The following is a 19098-nucleotide window of genomic DNA, read 5'->3' on the forward strand; positions in this document are numbered from 1 at the left end:
ACCTGGATCGGAGTGCGGATCGCTATCGCAGCACGATGGGGAGCGCGTGCAGGCGGCTGCCCATGATGCCGCCGGGCCCGCTGTGGCGGAGGTCGTCGAACGGGGTGGTGAGCCGGGCTCCGGAGTAGTGGGTGCGGAGCGTCTCGGCGAGCGCGCGGAGTTCGAGCTGTGCCAGTTGGGCGCCGATGCAGTAGTGCGGGCCCGCGCCGAAGGTGAGGTCGTTGCCGTCACCGCTCTCGTTGACGCCCTTGATGTCGACGAGGACGGGCGAGTTCGCCGGCAGTCGGGTCCCGGCGAGGTCCAGCTCGGTCGACGTGAAGCGCCACAGCGTGAACGGCGCCGGCGGGTGGCGTCGGAGGGTGTCCCGGACCAGCTCGTCGTCGTCGGCCGGCGCCGCGGGATCGCCGAGCAGGCGCGCCACGAGGAAGCCGATCGTCAGGTCGGTGGTGAGCTGGCCCGCGAACAGCAGGGTGAAGACCTGGTAGTGCAGGTCCCGCCGCGTGCTGCCGGGCGGCATCCGGGCCGCGAGCTCGTCGGCCGGTCCGCCGCCGTCGAGCGCGGCGGTCGCGAGGTCCGCGAAGGCGGCCATGGCCTGACCCACGTGGTCCGGGTAGTCGGTGTGCATGAGCCGGCAGGCGCGCATCGCGCTGTCGACGTGCTCGTCCGGGATGGCGAGCAGGTCGCACAGGACGGCCAGCGGGTACCTGGTGGTGAAGTCCTGGACGAGGTCGACCTCGCCGGGGCCGAGGCGGGCGAGCAGTCGTTCGGCGACGGCCAGCAGCCGCGGGTAGGCGGCCCGCATCCTGGCCGCGCCGAACAGGGGCGCGAACGCGCGCCGCAGCCGACCGTGCGCCTCACCGTCCGAAGTGGTCACGGACAGCTGCTCGGCGGCGGTGGGTTCGAGGCCCGCCACGCGGGCGTCCCAGTGCGGCGGCGCGAGGGCGGTGTCCTTGGCGAAGCGGGTGTCGGTCAGGACTTCGCGGGCCAGACCGGCGTCCGTGACGATCCAGACCGGTCCGCCCGCCGGCGCTTCCGCCTGGACGAGGGCGCCGGTCTCCCGCATCCGCGCCCGCTGCGGGTCGGGTGCGCCGATGGCGTGGGCTTGGGCGGAGAACGGGCAGGTGACGGTGGGTGCGTCGGGCATGGGCGCCTTCCCTGGTAGTGACAACGACGCCCAATATAGCTGCACAGCGCAGATACTGCACAACACAGAAGCTGTGCTGCGCATCGACTGCGTGGCGCAGTATGCTGGCGGCGTGGAGCGAGCGGGATGAGCCGGACACCTGACGACGCGCGGTCGGAAGTCCTGCGGGCCGTCGCCCGGTGGCAGGTCCCGGTGATCCAGCTCAACGGGATGATCGCCGAACGCCTCGGCGTGCCCTGGGCGGATCTCCAGGCGCTGTACGTGCTCGCCAACTACGGTCCGGCCACCGCCGGCGAGCTGGCCAGGCGCGTCAACCTCACCAGCGGCTCGGCGTCGCGGATGATCGATCGCCTGGTGCGGGCCGGTTTCGCGCGCCGCGTGCCGGACGAGCGCGACCGGCGCAAGGTGCTCATCGAACCGGACCCCGACGCGGTGGCGCGGATCGGCCGGATGTACGACGGCCTCAACGACCGGCACCGCCGTGACGTCGAGGCGCTCGACGACGCGGAGCTCGCGACGCTGCTGCGGTTCATGGAGACCGCCGCCCGTCGCACGGAAGAGGAGATCCGGGACTTCCGGGGCTAGTCCGTCGCGGCGGCGAGCCGGGCCGCCAGCGTCCTGATGTGCTCGACCAGCTCGGGCGGTTCGTGCACCTGGAAGTCGAACCCCTTGGTGGTCACGTGGATGGCCAGCTCGTCCAGCGAGTCCGACCCGGCGCGGAGGGTGCAGCTGCGCTCGTCGATCGGCTCCAGCGCCCCGGTGGTGGGCGCGATCCGCTCCGCCGCGGTCTCGGCGCTGACGTGCAGGGTGAACCGGGCCTGGTAGCGGTAGGCCGACGTGGAGATCCCGCGCGAGGTGTAGCCGCCGAGGTCCTCCTCCGGCGGGGTGCGCGGGGTGAACCGGGGTCCGGTGGGCGTGCGCGGGTCGAGGCGGTCCACGCGGTAGGTGCGCCAGTCCTCGCGGTCGACGTCCCAGCCGATGAGGTACCAGCGCCTGCCCGAGTGCACCAGCCGGTGCGGCTCGGTCGTGCGGACGCCGACCGTCCCGTCGTGGGCGCGGTAGTCGAAGCGCAGGCGCATCGAGTCGCGGCACGCGGCGGCGATGGCGGTGAGGACGCCCGGGTCGACGGTCGGGCCGGCGTTGGCCATCGGCACCGTCATCGAGCGCAGGGCGTTGATCCGGTGGCGGAGGCGTGACGGGAGCACCTGCTCGAGCTTCGCCAGGGCCCGCACCGAGGTCTCCTCGACGCCCGTGATCGAACCGCCGGCGGCCGTGCGCAGGCCCATCGCGACGGCGACGGCTTCGTCGTCGTCGAGCAGCAGCGGCGGCAGGTCCGCGCCGGGTCCGAGCCGGTAGCCGGCGACGCCCGCGGTGGCGTCCACGGGGTAGCCGAGGCCGCGCAGCCGCTCGACGTCGCGCCGCACGGTGCGCGGTGTGATCCCCAACCGCTCGGCCAGTTCCGCGCCGGACCAGTCGCGACGGGTCTGCAGCAGCGAGAGCAGGCGCAGCAACCGGGCCGAGGTTTCCCACATGGTTCGCAGTGTGCCAGCCGGCTAGGACCGAACCTGACCTAGGCTGCTCCTAGGGTTCTCGGCATGGAGCACAACAGCGGGATCCGCCCCTTCACGATCGACGTTCCCCAGGCCGACCTGGACGACCTGCGGGACCGGCTCGCCCGGACCCGGTGGGCGGCGGACCTGCCCGACGTCGGCTGGAGCCGCGGGGTGCCGGTGGCCTACCTCAAGGGGCTGGCCGAGTACTGGCGCGACGGCTACGACTGGCGCGTCCACGAGCGGGAGCTGAACTCCCACCCGCAGTTCACCACCGAGATCGACGGGCAGAACGTCCACTTCCTGCACGTGCGCTCGCCAGAGCCGGACGCGTTGCCGCTGATCATGACCCACGGCTGGCCCGGCTCGGTCGCGAAGTTCCTGGACGTCATCGGCCCGCTGACCGACCCGCGGGCGCACGGCGGCGACCCGGCGGACGCGTTCCACCTGGTGATCCCGTCGATCCCCGGCAGCGGTCTCTCCGGGCCGACCCGTGAGGCCGGCTGGGACACCAACCGGGTCACCAGGGCGTTCGCCGAGCTGATGGACCGGCTCGGCTACGACCGCTACGGCGCGCAGGGCGGCGACACCGGCGCGGTCGTCTCGCCCGGTCTCGGCAGGCTCAACCCCGACAAGGTCGTCGGCGTGCACGCGAACGGGCTCGCCGCGTTCACCGACGTCGACCCGGACGAGGTGGGGGAGCTGACCGAGGCCGAACGGGCGCGGCTGGCGCACCTGGCGCACCTGGCGACCGAGCAGTCCGGCTACGTGAGCATCCAGATCACCCGGCCGCAGACCCTGGCGCACGGGCTGCACGACTCGCCGGTCGGGCAGCTGGCGTGGATCGTGGAGAAGTTCAAGGAGTGGACCGATCCGGCCGCCGAGCTGCCCGAGGACGCGGTGGACCGGGACCGGTTGCTCACCAACGTGATGCTGTACTGGCTGACGGGCACGGCCGGGTCGTCGGCCAACAGCTACTACGAGACCGCGCACGCCGGGGCGTGGGGCGCGAGCGAGCGTTCCGCCGTGCCGACCGGGGTCGCGGTGTTCCCCCTCGACGTGTCGATCCGGCGGACCGTCGAGGCCGAGCACACGGTCGTGCACTGGTCCGAGTTCGGTCGCGGCGGCCACTTCGCGGCCATGGAGGCGCCCGACCTGCTCGTCGGCGACATCCGGGAGTTCTTCGCCAAGCTGCGCTGAGCGGCGCGCGTGGTCGGCGGGGTGCTCCGTGGACCCGCGCGAGGTCTACGCGAGAGGGGCGGCGTTTCCCTTGCGGCCCTCGACCACGGCCGGTGCGGGTGGGTCCAGCACCGCGAGCAGCCGCACGAACCCGTCGCGGTCTCCCCGCACGGCGACCTCGCCGGCCGCCTCGGCGTCTTCCAGCCGCCGTGCGCCCCACATGACTTCGTGCAGCGACCCGGGATCGGTCACGACCACGGCGACCGCGACCGCGGCGTCGTCCCGGTCCACGGTGATGGCGCCCTCGGCCACGGAGAGCCGGAACTCGTCGCCGCCGAGCCGGACGGACACGTCGACGGCGAGCCCGGCGGCCAGCCGCGGCTCGAACAGGCTCTTGAACGCCAGCATCACGGCGTCGGCGCCGATGGCGGCGCGCCGGTCGAGCCCCGGCGACCGCCCGCCCCACCGGCCGAAACCGACGATCACCGGTTCCAGCTCGCGGCCCCAGGCGGTCAGGTCGTACACCCGCGTCGACGCGGACCGGAGCAGCCTGCGCCGCCGGACCACGCCGGCGCCCTCCAACTGCCGCAGGCGTTGGGACAGCACGTCCGGGCTCGCGCCCGGTATCCCGGCGCGCAGGTCGGTGAACCTCTTGGGGCCGAACAAGAGCTCGCGGACCACCAGCAGCGCCCACCGCTCACCGACGATGTCGAGCGCGTGGGCGGCCGGACAGCTCTCCTCGTACTTGCGCTTGCTCGCCACGGGTGCACCTGCCCAGGGTGAGAACGACCTTGCGAGGACGCCCGAGTGGTCCGGGCGGTGGTGCGGAACGTCGGCCTGCCCCGTCCGGCGCGGGTGGGGGCGGGCCGACGTCCGCGCTCGGCTCCCTTACCCGGTGAACCGGTAGGAGCCGACGATCGTCGCTTCGTTGAACGAAGGCGGGTTGCTGACGCGGTCGCCGAAGTCCTTCATGAAGTCGGCGAACGCGGAGATGCCGTCCAGCGGGTTGTCGTCGGTCTCGTGGACGACGATGTGCACGAACGTCACGCCGTCCTCGAGCCGGAAGGTCGCGTACCGGATGCCACCCGGGTCCTGGGCCTCGAGCTCGGTGTAGATCCGCTCGACCAGCTCCTGGTTCTCGTCCGCCTTCTCCTTGCTGTCGGCCGTGTACTTGATCACGTGGTTGCTCATGCAGTTCCTCTCGGTGGTGTTCTGACATGACGCCCCGCGGGTGGGCCGTGCCCCGGCCCACCCACGCGGCGCCGGGCGGCGGTTGTCGGTCCTTCTCGGACCAAACGCCACTTCCGCGGTGATCGGCACACCGGTGCCGACCGGGACCTCGACGAGGAACGTCGTGCCCGGCGGGGTCGGCGCCTGTCGACGGTGCGGATCCAGTGGTTCGGACGAGTCTGTGTCGGTGGTGACCGGTCGCTCCGTTGACTGGACATCCGCTCCCCCGGAGGGCTGTCAGTCCTGAAATCAACCCGCTCGGTTGCACCCTACAATCCGCTAGTCCTAAAAGACAACCACGGACCGCGTACGGAGGACTTCCGCTGGTAAGATGCCGTCATGGCGACCAAGCGCAAGTACGATGACGGGTGCGCGACGGCTCACGCCCTCGACTTGGTGGGAGAGCGCTGGGCGTTGCTGGTCGTGCGCGAGTTGCTGTTCGGCCCGAAGCGGTTCACCGACCTGCGGGCCGGCATGCCGGGAGCGAGCCCCAACGTGCTGTCGCACCGGCTGCGCGAGCTGGAGGAGTTCGGCGTGGTGCGCCGCCGGAAGCTGCCGCCGCCCGCCGCCGCCTGGGTCTACGAGCTGACGGCGTGGGGCCGGGAGCTGGAGCCCGTCATCACCGCGCTCGGGCGCTGGGGCGGCCGGTCGCCGTCGTTGCGGCACGACGCCACGCTCAGCGTGGACTCGCTGATGCTCGCGCTGAAGACGCTGTTCGACCCCCGCCGCGCCGAGGGCTTCACCGCCGACCTGGTGCTGCGGTTGGGCGAGGACTCGTTCCGGGTGCAGCTGTCCGTGGACCGGATCTGGATCACGCGCGGCGAGCTGGACCACCCGCAGGCCGTGATCGAGACCGACCCGGCGACGCTCAAGGCGCTGGTCTGGAGCGGGCGCCGGCTGTCCGAGGCGATCGAGGACGGTGACATCACGGTCACCGGCAGCCGGGAACGCGTGGAGCGCTTCCTCGGCCTGTTCCCCCTCCCGGAACCCGCCGTGGTTGCCTGACCGCCCCGGTTCCTCCCTCCAAGACCCCGGTCGGGTCGTTGGACGCGGTGGTCACGCTGCCCGGCTGCGCGGCGTCAGCAGGCACGCGCCGGAGGAGATCGCGCGGTCGGTCGGCATCCCCGAGCCGCCGTCGGCGAACATCACCGGACCGGCGATGAACTGCATGTCCGGCGCGGGCGACCCGTCCTCGGACCGAAGAAGCCGCCGGTCGCCCGGTCGCCGTCGAAACCCACCCGGTGCACCTCGACGTTGGTCTCCGCGGTCAGGTCCGGCCGCGACATCGCCGGGTGCGGGAACGCCACGCGGCGCTGCACCGCGTGCGTCGCGCTGGTTCACCTGGTACCGGCCGAACCCGTCCTGCCCGGCGCCCGTGAACTCGTCGTCGGTCGGGTAGCCCGGCTGGACCGCCGCCTCGACGTCGACCGTCGAGGAGCGGCTGGCCGGCGCAATTCCGCGCTACGGGGAATTCACCCCCGAACCGGCGAGATGGGCGCCGGCGCGGCGGCGCGGGTCTTGAGCCCGAGGGCCAGCAGCCCGCCGAACAGGATGGCGCCCGCCGCGACGGCCAGCGCCGGACGGCTGGCGGACACGAAGGCGGCGCCGAACGCCTCCCGCGCCAGGGCCCCGAACAGCTCCGCCTGGTCCGGCGGGAGGTCGGCGGGGACTTCCACCCCGCCCTGCTGGCCGGCGCCGAGCCGCAGCCCGTGCGCGGCGGCCTCCTCGAACGCGTCGAGGAACCGGGGCCGGACCTGCTCGGGCAGCCGGGTGGACAGCGCCGCGGTCTCCTCCCTCAGCGCCGCCACGAGCCGGTTCTGCAGCACCGCGCCCACGACCGCCGCACCGAGCGCGGCCCCTGTCTGCCGGGCGGTGTTGAGCACACCGGAGGCGGTGCCCGCGCGTTCGGGTGGGATGCCGCGCATGGCCTCGGTGGTGGCGGGTGCCAGCGCGAGTCCCATGCCGACGCCGATGAGCAGCATCGGCACGACGAACGTGACGGGCGTCGACGTGGCGTCGGGCACGAACGCCACCCCGAGGACGCCGGCCGCGAAGAGCACCATGCCGACGGTCAGGGGCAGCCGGCCCCCGATCCGGTCGGCCAGCCGCCCGCCGACCGGCGCCACGGCGCTCAGCAGGATCGTCCACGGCAGTGCCGTCACCCCGGACATCAGCGGGCTCATGCCGAGCAGGGTCTGCGTCTCGATCACGAACACCAGCATCAACCCGTACACCGCGAACGACGAGATGAGCGTGATGCCGGTGGCGATGGAGTAGTTGCGGTCGCGGAACAGGTCCAGCGGCACCAGCGCCTCGCGCTGTCGCCGTTCCCAGAGCACGAACGCGACCCCCAGCACCGCACTCAGGACGAGCACAGCCGGGATGCTCACCACACCCGTGATCACGCCCCAGTCGTGCCGCTGCCCCTCGACCAACGCGTAGACCAGAGCCAGGAGCGCGCCGGTGGCGAGGACGACGCCGACCACGTCGAACCGGTGCGGTCGCCCGGCGCGCAGGTCCGGCACGAACTTCAGCGCCAGCACCACGCCGAGCACGCCGAACGGGATGTTGAGCAGGAACACCGCCTGCCAGCCGAACGCCGTGACGACGAAGCCGCCCACCGTCGGCCCGCTCACCGCCGCGACACCCGCGACCGCGGTGAAGATCCCGAACGCCGCTCCCCGCCGCTCCGCGGGGAAGATGCCGGAGATCAACGTCAACGCCTGCGGTGTCAGCGCCGCCGCGCCGACGCCCTGCAACACCCGCGCCCCGATGAGCAGACCCGGCGACGTGGCCAGTCCACAGAGGACCGACGCGACGGTGAAGACGGCGAGGCCGGCGACGAACACCGCCCGGGGCCCGACCAGGTCACCGACCCGGCCGAACACGATCAGCAGCGACGCGAACGCCAGCAGGTAGCCGTTGAGCACCCACAGCACCTCGTCGATGCCCGCGTCGATGCTCGACATGATGTCCGGCGCGGCGGTGTTGACGATGGTGGTGTCGAGCAGGATCAGGAAGTTCGCCAGGCACAGGACCACCAGCGCCCGCCACGGTCGCTGCACCTCACACCTCCGTCGCGCGGTGCAGCAGCCCCGCCATCCGCCGGGCAGCCGCGAAGCCGGCCCAGGACACCAGCTCGACCAGCCGCCGGTCGTCCCCGCCGAACGCGGCCACGGTGTCGTCGTCGACCTGGTAGGACGCGATCGCCACGAGCAGCGCCAGGGTCGCGCCCGGCCGGTCCTCGGCGGGCAGGCCGGCCACCGCCTCGGTGACCCAGGCGCGGCTCAAGCCCGGTGGCGTGCCGTCCCACGCGGCGATCCGGTCGAGCACCAGGTCCCGCGCGGGCTGCGACAACGCCCGCTCGCCACCGGCGTCGAACGCCGCCGCGATCCGGCCGAGCGCGTCGGCGATGACCGGGTTCGCGGACGACCAGGCGAGGTCGTCCGGCTGCGGCGCTTCCGCCAGCAGCCGCAGCGACCGGCCCGGCGGGTAGTCCTTGCGCGCGCTCGTGCCCATGAACTTCCCCAGGAACCTGCGCGCGGGCGCGGGCGCGTTGGCCGGCAGCGGCGAGTCGCCGAGGAAGACGTTCACCACGCGGTTGAGGTAGTGGAACGCCACCACGACGCCGAGCAGCTCGGGCAGCTGCTCCGCCGGGAACGGCCGCACCGGACCGGACCCGCTCGCCCACGCCTCGACGTCCGCGAACGTGGTGGGGGTGAGCTCTTCGAGGGTCGCGGTGTGGATGGAGACGCAGTAGGGGCAGGTGTTCGAGCGCGACACGGCCGCCGCGACCGCCTCCTTCGCCGCGCGCGACGCGTGCCCCGACGCCACCAGCGTCTCGCGCAGCAGCGACCAGGCGGCGGCCAGGGCGACGGGCGCGGGGGAGTGCAGCGCGACCGGCGGCGCGAGCATGCCGAAGTCGGCCTCGACGTCGGAGTACACGACCTCCACCAGGCCGGTCGCCGCGCTCGGCTTCACCGGCTCGACGTGACGGATCTGCTTCAGGGAACGGCGCAGCGCGGTGCGGACGATCCTGCCCATCGGAATCTCCCTAGCTGGTGTGAGTTTCACGGTCGGCGCCGGACGCGCCGCGCCCGGCGCCCCTGGCCCGGCGGGGGAGCGCGGGCCGCCGAACACCACGCCCGGCGCCGCGATGCCGGACGAGCCGCTCGGGACGCGCGGTGCGGACCACCGACGACCGGGTTGCGACCGCGCCGGTGATCGACCGGTGCACGGCCGGCACCGCCGTCGACAGGCCCACACCGCTCGCCGGTGGCGGCAACGCGAGGTGGTGGACGCGGTGATCAGGACCGGCCACGCCATCGCGGGGCCCGGCGTGCGGACCACGAGCGTGGCGGTCGACGGCGCCAGGCGGGGTCCGGCGCTCAGCGGACCGCGGCCGAGCACCTCCTGCAGGTGTCGGGTGAGCAGGAACGGCGACGCGCACGGGGCCGGTCCGACGACGAGGACGCGCCGACGCCCGAACCGGTCGCCCGGCGCCGCACCGATCTGCCACCACCGCGTCGAGCGCGACGACGGACGACGCCGAGGCGGTGAGCGCCTGGCGCCGCGCGGTGTCCATGCGCGGTGTGGTCACGCGTAGATGCTCTCGCCGATCACCCCGGAAACCTTCTTCCGGACTGCTCGGACGTTTGCCGACTCGTCGGCTGCGCACGTGCGGAGACGGGCGGGCCGGGTGGCCCTTGCGACGATGGCCGGTCGCGCGGGCGACGTGCTCGCGCCACGACCGGATCGCGTGATCATCGGACGTGGGAAGGCCGTGGGCGGCGGCGGGATCGGACCCGGGCACAGCGGTACCCGGCCGCGAGGGAGTCCCTCGCGGCCGGGTACGACCGGCAACTCAGTCGTGCACCAGGTCCGGCAGCAGGTTCTTCACACCACGCCGACCGGCGGTCTCGCCGTCCGGCGACGGGGCGCCGTACTTCACGTCCACCCCGCGCTCCTGCAGCGCCCGCACGATGCCCGGCATCGCGCGCTCGGCCAACGCGGCGATGGTCAGCGCCGGGTTCACCGTCAGGGCGCCCGGCACGGCCGCGCCGTCGGTCACGAAGATGCCCGGGTGCCCGCGCAGCTCGTGCCGGTCGTCCAGCGCGGAGGTCTCCGGGTCGTCGCCGATGCGGCAGGACGCCAGCGGGTGGACCGTGTACGCGCCCACCACGTCGTTGGTCCACGGCATGACCTTCGACAGGCCGTCCTTCTCCATGATCGACTTGACCGCCGCGTCCGCCTGCCGCCAGCCGAACAGGGTGTTCTCGGTCGGGTTGTAGGTGATCGGCCCCCGACCCAGCATCTGCTGCGAGATGCGGACCGAGTTGCCGGTGGGCGGGGGCGCGCCGAACACGCCCTCGTTGTCGTCCTCGGTCATCGAGAAGATCGTCAACCAGGACTGCCACTTCTCGACGATCTTCTTCTTCTCCGCGCCGAACCACGTGGGCGTCCCGGGCAGCGCGTCCGGGGTCTGCGCCAGGATGGTGCCGAAGCCGGGCGGGAAGTACAGCTGCTCCAGGCAGAACCGCGAGTACTCCGGCAGCGAGGGGTCCAGGTTGTCCCAGCTCGCGACGGTCGGGCCCTTGCCGATCTGGTTCGCCGCGTAGGACAGGTCGTCCTCGCGCGACAGGCCGAGCAGGTCGCGGGCCTTGTCCTCGTCGATGATCGCCGTGTTCAACCGCTCGCCGTTGCCGGAGAAGTACCGGCCGACGGCGTGCGGCATCTTGCCGAGCGTGTCCTCCGAGCGCTGGAGGATCACCGGCGTGGCGCCCGCGCCCGCGGCCAGGATCACGATCTTGGCCTCGATCTCGCCCTGGCCGATGCTCACCCGGTAGTCGACGTCGTGGATGACGTTGTAGCTGACGCGGTAGCCGCCGTCCGCCGTGCGGACCAGCTTCTGCACCTCGTGCATCGGCCGGATCTCCGCGCCGTGCGCGATCGCCGCGGGCAGGTAGTTGAGCAGCAGGGACCGCTTGGCGTCGAACTTGCAGCCGGCCATCATCCAGTTGCAGTTGGTGCACAGCTCGGTGTCGATGGCGACCGGCACCGGGTTGGCCGTGCGGCCGGCGTGGTCGCAGGCCGCGGCGAACAGGCCGCCCGAGTAGCTCACCTGGTCCCAGTCCTGCTTGGTGACCGGCAGCGCCTCGCTGACCTTGTCGTACCAGGGGTCGAGCGTGTCGCGGTTGATGGCGCCGGGCCACATGCGCCGACCGATGCTGCCCTTGCGCTCGAAGACGAACCGCGGCGCGCGGGGCATCGCCGCGAAGTACACGACGCTGCCGCCGCCGACGCAGTTGCCGCCGAGCAGGCTCATGCCGTTGCCGACGACGAAGTCGAAGATCCGCGTGTACGAGGAGCCCATCAGGTAGTCGTGCTCGAAGTCCTTGCCCTCGAGCCAGGGGCCTCGTTCCAGCACCGTGACCTTGGCGCCGCCCGCGGCGAGGTGGTAGGCGGCGATGGCGCCACCGAACCCGCTGCCGACGATGAGGACGTCGGTGCTCTCTGTGCTCGTCATGGAAACTCCAATCGCCGGGCCTGACGGGCGCGGCAGAACGTTGCGGACGGGTTCAGGCGGGGTTCCCGGACGGCGTGGTGTCCGGGTGCTTGCGTGCGAGCGCCCTGCCGTACGTGAAGGCGGGGAACCGCCAGAGGCCGTCGGCGTCCGGCATGGAGAACTTCATCGCCTTCAGACCGGGGTGTCCCGCGGCGATGGCGTCGAGCGTGTGCATGTGCGCGCCGGTGTCGAAGGCCATGTTGCTGAACAGCGTCAACGCCACCCAGCCGTCCTTCTCCGGGTGGCCGGGCGCGACGAGCCGGGCGACGAGCGCGGTCCGGTGCTCGAACGCCAGCGCCACGAACGGCGGCACGTCCTCGTCCAGCTCCAGGCCGTGCTCGGCCGCGTAGTCGCGGGCGTGCCCGTTGAGCATCTGGGTGAGGCTGTCCAGCCCCTCCGCGACGCCGGCGGCCGGTGTCTCCAGGAGATCGACGGCGCCGGCGACCACCGCGCCGCCACCCTCGCTGGCTCCCGCGATGGCGCGGTCGTCCGGCGAGCGCTTCGCCCCCGGCACGATGGTGTCCGCGAACGCCTCCAGTGTCATGGTCCGTACGGCGCGATCCGGTGCGGTGTCCAATTGCACGGGTGATCCTTCCTCCGGGTTGGCGAAGAATGGGTCGACCGGACACCCGAAGACATCGTGCGGCCGACTCCTGGAATGCGCCGAAGCTGTCGCCCCGTCGTTCTCACCATGGTCCGACCGGGGCACTAAAAGATGCTTCTCCGTGGTTGCCTTGATAATGTCGCTAGGGCACTTGCCCGCGCCTGCTGGGCCGATGGCGTCACGCGTCGTGCGCCCGTCGGGAGGTGTGCCGGATCGGCTGACGGGGCTACTGGGGCGACCCTGTGCGTTCGCCGACGCGGCAGATGATGGGATGTTCACCCAATCGCCGCCCGGGGTGCTTATGCATCCAGTGCCCCGTAGTGCCTTGAAACGTGCTGTGACGAAGATCGTTCCGATGTCCCGTCGGCGATCATGCGGAGGTCGTTCGCGAGCCTTGCGCAGGCTGTGGGGGCCATGTAGTTTGCAAGAATCAGGGTGACGACTGGGGATTTCTGGGGGTTCACCGAAGGCTTCGCGCCATCGGAACCCGATGGACTGCGGCCCTATCTCCCTCGCCGGTGGGCCGGCCGTGGTCGGAGTTGGCGTTCCACCTCTGTCGGCAATCTCTACGATATGGGGGTCGTAGTGGGCGAAGTGCTCGAGCGAGCAGTGGGCCGAGTAATCGACTTCATGCACGAGAACATAGGCGACCAATTCACCCTCGACGACATGGCGCGCACCGCGAATTACAGCAAGTTCCACTTCTCGCGGGCCTTCCAGCGGGTGACCGGTGTGTCGCCGGGTCGGTTCCTGGCCGCCGTCCGATTACAGGAAGCCAAGCGCCTGCTGGTGTCCACGTCGCTGACCGTGACCGACATCAGCCACCGGGTCGGCTACACGAGCGTCGGCACGTTCAGCTCCCGTTTCCGCACCAGCGTCGGCGTCTCGCCGACGACCTACCGCCAGTTGGGCGGCTTCGCACCGCACATCCCGATGGCACGGCGTGCGGGGAACACGCGCACGGCCACCGTGCAGGGCGAGATCTTCGCCCCGGCCTGCGGCACACCAGGGCTGATCTTCATCGGCCTCTTCCCGGACGGCATCCCGCAGGGCGCGCCGATCAGGTGCTCCGTGCTCAGCCGCCCGGGTCCCTACACGCTCACCTCGGTCCCGACGGGGACGTGGCACCTGCTCGCGCACTCCGTGGCGCTGGGTCGTGAGTCGATGCTGGTCGACGGCCCGTTCGCCGACGACCAGGCGCTGGCGGTCGCCTCGTCCGGCCCGATCACCATCCGACCCGGTGTGCCGGTCCGGCACGCCGACCTCGCCCTGCGCCCCAGTTGCGTCCTGGACCCACCGGTCCTGCTGGCGCTGCTGGACGTGCGCACGGTCGCGCTGGGGGCGGGTGCCGCCTCCTGAAAGGGCTGGGCGCACCGCCGCGACCGAGCACAACCGACACGGACACGACATCAGGGCCGCCCCGATCTTCCGGGGCGGCCCTGACTGTGTGCGGGGGTGTTACGCGACGGCGTGCACGGTCATCGGCAGACCGCCCCGAATCCTCAGCGACAGCATCGGCTCGGGCACCACCTCGAAATCGGGCACCGTGCGCAGGTCCAGCTCACGGGCGATCATGGCGATGGTGAACGTCGCCTCCATCATCCCCAGGTGGTTGCCGACGCAGAACCGGGGCCCGGCGCCGAAGGGGATGTAGGCGTAGCGAGGCCGGTTGTGCGTGGTGGCCGGGTTGAACCGCTCCGGGTCGAACCGGTCGGGCTCGTCCCAGAACGCCGGGTGCCGGTGCAGGGTGTACGGGCAGATCAGCACGTCCGCGCCCTTCGGCACGAAGTAGCCGCCCACCTCGTCGTCGGCCTGCGCCGCACGGGGCAGGATCCACACCGGCGGGTACAGCCGCATGACCTCCTCCACGACCATCGACGTGTAGCGAAGGCCGTGCAGGTCCTCGTACGTCGGCATCCGGTCGCCGAGCACGGACTGCGCCTCGGCGCGGACCCGCTCCTTGATCTCCGGGTGCCGATCCAGCAGGTGGAACGTCCAGCCCAGCGTGCTGGCCGTCGTCTCGTGCCCGGCCAGCATCACCGTCACCAGCTCGTCGTGCAGCCGCTGCCTGCCGAACGCGGGGTCGGCCTCCTCGGCGGTCGACGCCATCACGCGCGAGAGCACGTCGTCGCCGTCGGCGTGGCCGTTGGCCACCCGCCGGGCCGCCAACTCGTCGACGACCCGGCGCAGCTCCTTGCGCGCCTTGCGGAACCGCAGCTGGTGGGGGAGCGGCACCCACATGGGCACCGCGCTCATCGACACCATCTCGAACATCGCCTGGTCCTGCACGGCCTCGAAGGCGTGCCCGACGTGCTCGAACTCCGACAGGTCCTCCGATAAGAGCGTCCGGCCGAGGACGTCCAGCGTCAGGCCGGTCATCTCCTCCATCAGGTTCAGCGGCGTGCCGTTGAGCCCGGCGCGGAGCCGGTCGACGAGCCTGCCCGCCGACTCGGCCACCGCACCCGCCTGCTGCGCGATCCGCTTGTGCTGGAACGCGGGCTGGGTCGCCTTGCGCTGCTTGCGCCACAGCTCGCCCTCGCTGGTGAGCAGCCCGTCGCCGAGTGCGCGGCGGGCGTGCACCAGGCCGATACCCTTGTGGTAGTTGGCCGCGTTGTCCGCCAGGACGTGCTTGGCGTGCTCGGGGTGGTTGAAGAAGTACAGCGTCTTGGGCCCGATGGCCATCCGGACGGCGTCGCCGTACTGGTCCGCGGCCGACGTCATCAGCGCCAACCGGTCACCGACCAACTTCTTGAGCAGGCCCAGAGTCGCGCTGCGCGGAGGTCCCGGAGGAGTCCGACGGACGCCGGCCGCGGTCCCGGTCATGTCGGCACGACCTCCGTCTTCTTCTGCGCGCCGTTCCCGTTGAGGGCGGGGTCGCCGGCGGCCTGCTCGACGGGCGGCTGCTCGGCTGCCGCCATCGCCTTCTGCTGGGCCGCGGCCTCGGCACGCGACTTGTCCACGATGTGCAGCGCCCACAGGAAGCCGCCGCGGATGAGGCACACGATCGCCGTGGCGAAGAAGATGCCGTAGGGGATCGACATGCCCATCAGCACGCCGTACACCGCCGCCACACCGCCGCCGAACGCCACCTGCGACAGCGGTCGCGACGGGCTGGTGCCCGGGTCGGTCACCATGTAGTTGGTGAACAGCACGAAGGCGACACCGGACATCATGCCCAGGCCCGCGGGGATCGAGACGTCCAGCAGGAAGCCGCGGACCACCGCCTGGAGCACGAACCCGATGATCCACGCCATGATCAGCCACAACCGGCCGGTCAGCATGCCGTTGAGCATGGTGCCGCCGAGGAGGATCAGCGCCGGGATCAACCAGTCGACGAACGTCCCGACGTGCTCGGTGAAGTGGTAGGGCGGCGCGATGGACGCCCACGGGAACACCAGCAGGATCACCGCGATGCCGAAGTTCGACGGGTTCATGTAGTGCCGCATCCGGCCGCGCACCGGGACCCGCAGCACCCACTTCGCGCCGACGGCGACGGTGACGCCGAAGATCAGGGCCCACACGTTGTCGTTGACGTAGATGAGCATGTTCATCGCGAGGCTCGTGATGTGCGCCGGGTAGAGGAACTCCATGAGCCCTCGGAACCCGTTGCCGGCGAACCGCGGCGGGCGGCCCTCCTGCCTGGCGCCCACGATCTCGAGGAAGATCTCCACGATGTAGCCGGTGGCCAGCGCGATGAACGGCCACAGCCACGGCTGCTCGAACCCGAGGATCGTGTAGCCGACGATGTTGAAGATAGTGATCGAGATGGCGAACCGCCGTAGGGCGGTGACCACCTTGGGATCGTGCCGAGGCGCGCTCGGTTTCGTCTCAGCCATGTCCGTCACTTCTCCTTGGCCTGGTCGCCGAGCTGCAGGTCGTGCCAGCCCGCGGACAGTGTCAGGTCTTGTTCGTGGGTCGAACCGTCGCGGTCGCGCCACTTGATGTGCACGTCGACCGGTCCGGACTGCTCGCCGAGTCCGAAGTGGACCTCGTGGCTGCGCTTGCCGGAGTGGCCGCTGCCGCCGTCGACCCGGTTGATCTGGGTGCGCCCGTCGGCGGTCTTGATCGTCACCTGCGCGCCGATCACGGGGGAGCCGACGGTGTCGTCGCCGTCCTGCTCGTGGGTCAGGCGCAGGCCGAGGAACTCGTTGGAGGACTTGCCGGTGTTGTGGTAGAACACCGGGTCCTCCCACTGCCGGGAGATCGCCATGTCGAGCCGGCCGTCGCCGTCCACGTCACCGGTCGCGATGCCGCGGGTGGGCACGGGGATGTCCAGGCCCAGCATCGGCGAGAGGTTGTCGTAGCGGCCCTCGGCGTTCTTGACGAACAGGTGGAACCGCTGGCTGCCACCCACGTCGTCGCCGGCGGTGACGACCGGCCACCACATCGGGTCGGCCAGCAGCGCGTCGTTCGCCGTCGCCAGCTCCTGCAGCTGGGGCCAGCGGTTGACCTCGCCCTTCACGAACCCGGTCGCCTGGGCGACTTCCAGCTCACCGCTGTTGTCGAAGTCGGACAGCTTCACGTCCCAGCCCCAGCCGGACCAGGCCAGCAGCAGCGGCCCGCTCTCGTCCTCCCACGGCGCCTCGCCCTCGCGCATGGCCGACTTCACGTCCGCACCGGTGCTCATGAACGCGAAGTGGCTCTCCTCGATGCCGAACGAGGTGGTGATGTTGCTGACGTACATGTCGTAGATGCCGTCCGCGTTGAGGTCGCCGAAGTCGACGCCCATCCCCTTGAACGAGTCGATACCGACGTTCTTGGACTTCGGCTCGAACGGCGTGAGCGTGCCCTCGACCATCGCGAACTCGAACTTGCCGGGGGTGGACCGGTTGTGCAGCAAGCGGTCCGGACCGAAGTCGTGCGCCACGTACAGCTCGGGCAGCAGGTCGCCGTCGACGTCGTTGGAGCTCGACGCCAGGGCCCAGCCCTTGGACGCGTCGTGCGGGATCGCGTTGTCGTGCTGCTTGAAGCCGGCGGTCGGGTTGGCGCCCGCCGTGCCGCCGGTCCACTCGAAGATGTAGTCCTCGCCACCGTTGAGCGCGGCGGACATCGAGGCGTTCATCTGCACGCCGGTGTCCTTGCTCGGGTCGAGCACGGGACCGTGCGGGAAGTAGTTGCCGATGAAGATGTCGTCGTGCCCGTCGCCGTCGAAGTCGGCCACGGTGGCGGAGTTGGTGTTCCACTCCGGCCCGGCGTAGCGCCCGCTCGACGCGCCCGGCACCAGTTCGGTGGCCTGGAACGAGTCGGCGGTCAACTCGTCCTCGCCGGACTTGGCCAGGTGCAGGATCGGCGTGCGGCCCCACAGGTAGACCAGCAGGTCCATCGCGCCGTCTTCGTTGAAGTCACCGGGGACGCAGCCCATCGGCGCCATCACGTCGTTCACCGGCAGGCTGCCGGAGCTCAGCGCGAACGGCGCGTACCGCGGCGTCTTCCCGGCCTCCGGCGCGGGGGTGATGATCACCTGGTCGATGCGCACGTCCACGAAGCAGATGTCGTTGGACAGCCCGTCGCCGTCGAGGTCGTTCATGGCGATGGCGGAGCCGACCGACGAGATCCACGCGTCGATGTGCTTGTAGTCCTTGTTGACCTTGCGGATCGTCTGCTGGGTGTAGCCGCCGGGCAGGGCGATGTTCTCGGGCGCGAACCCGAAGCCCGACGCCAGCTCCTGCTTCTCGGCCGCCGACGACTCGGGATGGCTCGCCACCGAGAAGGTGGCGGCCACCAGTACCAGCGCGATGATTCCGGGGAGTTGCCTGCCCAGCCAGCCGGTGGTGGCGCTCACGTACCGACTCCTTCCTGGTGGACGAACTGTGCGGCGATGCGTTGCCGCCACGTCTCGAACGCGGGCACGGCGCCGTCGACGATCGGCGGCGCGGGACGCACGTCCTGCGTGATCCGCGCGGCGTCCTCGGGCTCCATGCCGCAGAACACCCGGGTGGCCAACCCGGTGTGGGGAACCATCGTTCCCGCCTTCGCGCGTGCCTCGGCGGCGAACGCGCTGGCCTGCGCGACCATCCCGGCGTGCTGCCCGGACCGTTCCCGGAACATCAGCAGCTCGTCCTCGGTGACGCCGCCCGCGTAGGTGGCGGCCAAGCCCGCGCCGGAGTACAGGTCTTCACGGCGGTGCTCGGCGAACCCGTCGATGAGGTCCGCGACGTACTCGGGGTCGGTGCCGCCGACGAACCACATCGCGCGACCGATGCCCTGGTCCAGCGCGCGGCTCGTGTAGTCCCGCGGTCCTGAGGCGGGCCACGGGAAGTCGCGGTCGACGTACTGGCCGTGCACGTACTTGTCGGTGTGGAAGTAGGCCTGGTGGAAGCCGTAGCCGTCCAGTACCAGCCAGCGCAGCAGCGGGTCCGTCGTCGAGTCGGCGGGCCACCGGAACCGCGGCAGCCGGGCCATCGCCCAGCCGATCCCGACGTAGATCATGTAGACGTGGTCGCCGCCGCGCCCCTCCAGGAACTGCTCGACGTGCCGGGAGTGGCCGAAGGGCATTCCGTCCAGGACCGCGAGACCCATTCCGGCGCCCTCGTAGGCGAAACCCTTGAACCTCGTCGGCAGCCTTTCGAGTGCTTCCTCGGCATCCCGCGGGTGGCGGGCCTCGACCGCGGCGGCGTATCCCTCGATGAACATCCGGCCGACGGTCTCCAGCAATTCTTTGCCGGCCTCGTTCTTGACCCTGAACCCGCGGGTCTCCATCAACGTGTCGGATATCTTCGGAGTCAGTAATCGGCGCCGCAAGGCGCGCAGGGCACTCACATTCATCCCCCCAACGTCGGGCGACGATCAACCGGACAGGAACGGGAAAATAGTTGCAGCGCGGCAC

The 19098-nt window shown here is 71.2% G+C and carries 16 protein-coding genes; 4 read left to right on the forward strand and 12 right to left on the reverse strand.

Going from position 1 to position 19098, the window contains the following annotated elements:
- Positions 1 to 22: 22 nt before the first annotated feature.
- Positions 23 to 1144, reverse strand: coding sequence for a cytochrome P450 (locus AB0H12_RS20990; protein ID WP_499624542.1), 1122 nt, complete (start codon positions 1142 to 1144; stop codon positions 23 to 25).
- Between the two features lie 126 nt (positions 1145 to 1270).
- Between AB0H12_RS20990 and AB0H12_RS20995 the strand changes: the two genes are divergently transcribed.
- Positions 1271 to 1729 (forward strand): MarR family winged helix-turn-helix transcriptional regulator, encoded by a 459-nt coding sequence (locus AB0H12_RS20995; RefSeq protein WP_499624543.1) that lies wholly within the window; start codon positions 1271 to 1273, stop codon positions 1727 to 1729.
- On the opposite strand, the gene AB0H12_RS21000 is transcribed toward AB0H12_RS20995, so the two are convergent.
- Positions 1726 to 2676: a helix-turn-helix transcriptional regulator gene (locus AB0H12_RS21000; protein ID WP_499624544.1), complete on the reverse strand. Its 951-nt coding sequence runs from the start codon at positions 2674 to 2676 to the stop codon at positions 1726 to 1728. The two genes, AB0H12_RS20995 and AB0H12_RS21000, sit on opposite strands and share 4 nt — an antisense overlap.
- A 63-nt stretch (positions 2677 to 2739) precedes the next feature.
- On the opposite strand from AB0H12_RS21000, the gene AB0H12_RS21005 reads away from it, so the two are divergent.
- Entirely contained in the window at positions 2740 to 3894 is a 1155-nt protein-coding gene (locus tag AB0H12_RS21005) for an epoxide hydrolase family protein (protein ID WP_499624545.1), read from the forward strand.
- A 45-nt stretch (positions 3895 to 3939) separates the two neighbouring features.
- Here AB0H12_RS21005 and AB0H12_RS21010 read toward each other — a convergent pair whose 3' ends face one another.
- Together AB0H12_RS21010 and AB0H12_RS21015 are read right to left on the reverse strand one after the other, a co-directional pair.
- Positions 3940 to 4635, reverse strand: a complete 696-nt coding sequence (locus tag AB0H12_RS21010) for a winged helix-turn-helix transcriptional regulator (protein ID WP_499624546.1) — start codon at positions 4633 to 4635, stop codon at positions 3940 to 3942.
- A 126-nt stretch (positions 4636 to 4761) separates the two neighbouring features.
- The gene (locus AB0H12_RS21015; protein ID WP_499624547.1) at positions 4762 to 5064 is read right to left on the reverse strand and encodes a hypothetical protein; all 303 of its coding nucleotides are present in this window, start codon (positions 5062 to 5064) and stop codon (positions 4762 to 4764) included.
- Positions 5065 to 5442: 378 nt separating this feature from the next.
- Between AB0H12_RS21015 and AB0H12_RS21020 the strand changes: the two genes are divergently transcribed.
- A complete protein-coding gene (locus AB0H12_RS21020; protein ID WP_499624548.1) occupies positions 5443 to 6108 on the forward strand; it encodes a winged helix-turn-helix transcriptional regulator in 666 nt (221 codons plus the stop codon).
- A 467-nt stretch (positions 6109 to 6575) separates the two neighbouring features.
- Here AB0H12_RS21020 and AB0H12_RS21025 read toward each other — a convergent pair whose 3' ends face one another.
- From AB0H12_RS21025 to AB0H12_RS21040, 4 genes are all read right to left on the reverse strand, one after another.
- Positions 6576 to 8168, reverse strand: coding sequence for a DHA2 family efflux MFS transporter permease subunit (locus tag AB0H12_RS21025; RefSeq protein ID WP_499624549.1), 1593 nt, complete (start codon positions 8166 to 8168; stop codon positions 6576 to 6578).
- A gap of 1 nt (position 8169) precedes the next feature.
- Entirely contained in the window at positions 8170 to 9147 is a 978-nt protein-coding gene (locus AB0H12_RS21030) for a carboxymuconolactone decarboxylase family protein (protein WP_499624550.1), read from the reverse strand.
- An 820-nt stretch (positions 9148 to 9967) separates the two neighbouring features.
- Complete coding sequence (locus AB0H12_RS21035) at positions 9968 to 11629, reverse strand: FAD-dependent oxidoreductase (protein ID WP_499624551.1); 1662 nt, start codon at positions 11627 to 11629, stop codon at positions 9968 to 9970.
- Between the two features lie 52 nt (positions 11630 to 11681).
- Entirely contained in the window at positions 11682 to 12212 is a 531-nt protein-coding gene (locus AB0H12_RS21040; protein WP_499624552.1) for a DUF5987 family protein, read from the reverse strand.
- Positions 12213 to 12902: 690 nt separating this feature from the next.
- Between AB0H12_RS21040 and AB0H12_RS21045 the strand changes: the two genes are divergently transcribed.
- Positions 12903 to 13631, forward strand: a complete 729-nt coding sequence (locus tag AB0H12_RS21045) for a helix-turn-helix transcriptional regulator (RefSeq protein WP_499624553.1) — start codon at positions 12903 to 12905, stop codon at positions 13629 to 13631.
- 99 nt (positions 13632 to 13730) lie between these two features.
- Here the strand turns inward: AB0H12_RS21045 and AB0H12_RS21050 are convergent, their stop codons facing one another.
- From AB0H12_RS21050 to AB0H12_RS21065, 4 genes are read right to left on the reverse strand one after another with little or no spacing between them, the layout of a single operon-like run.
- Entirely contained in the window at positions 13731 to 15095 is a 1365-nt protein-coding gene (locus tag AB0H12_RS21050) for a cytochrome P450 (protein WP_499624554.1), read from the reverse strand.
- Complete coding sequence (locus AB0H12_RS21055; protein ID WP_499624555.1) at positions 15092 to 16108, reverse strand: enediyne biosynthesis protein; 1017 nt, start codon at positions 16106 to 16108, stop codon at positions 15092 to 15094. Before AB0H12_RS21055 ends, AB0H12_RS21050 begins: the two co-directional genes overlap by 4 nt.
- Before the next feature lie 5 nt (positions 16109 to 16113).
- Positions 16114 to 18054, reverse strand: coding sequence for a CRTAC1 family protein (locus AB0H12_RS21060; RefSeq protein WP_499624556.1), 1941 nt, complete (start codon positions 18052 to 18054; stop codon positions 16114 to 16116).
- The gene (locus AB0H12_RS21065; protein ID WP_499624557.1) at positions 18051 to 19037 is read right to left on the reverse strand and encodes a DUF1702 family protein; all 987 of its coding nucleotides are present in this window, start codon (positions 19035 to 19037) and stop codon (positions 18051 to 18053) included. Before AB0H12_RS21065 ends, AB0H12_RS21060 begins: the two co-directional genes overlap by 4 nt.
- Between the last annotated feature and the right edge of the window lie 61 nt (positions 19038 to 19098).

Source organism: Actinosynnema sp. NPDC023794, assembly GCF_040639675.1.
GTDB classification, from domain to species: domain Bacteria; phylum Actinomycetota; class Actinomycetes; order Mycobacteriales; family Pseudonocardiaceae; genus Actinosynnema; species Actinosynnema luteola.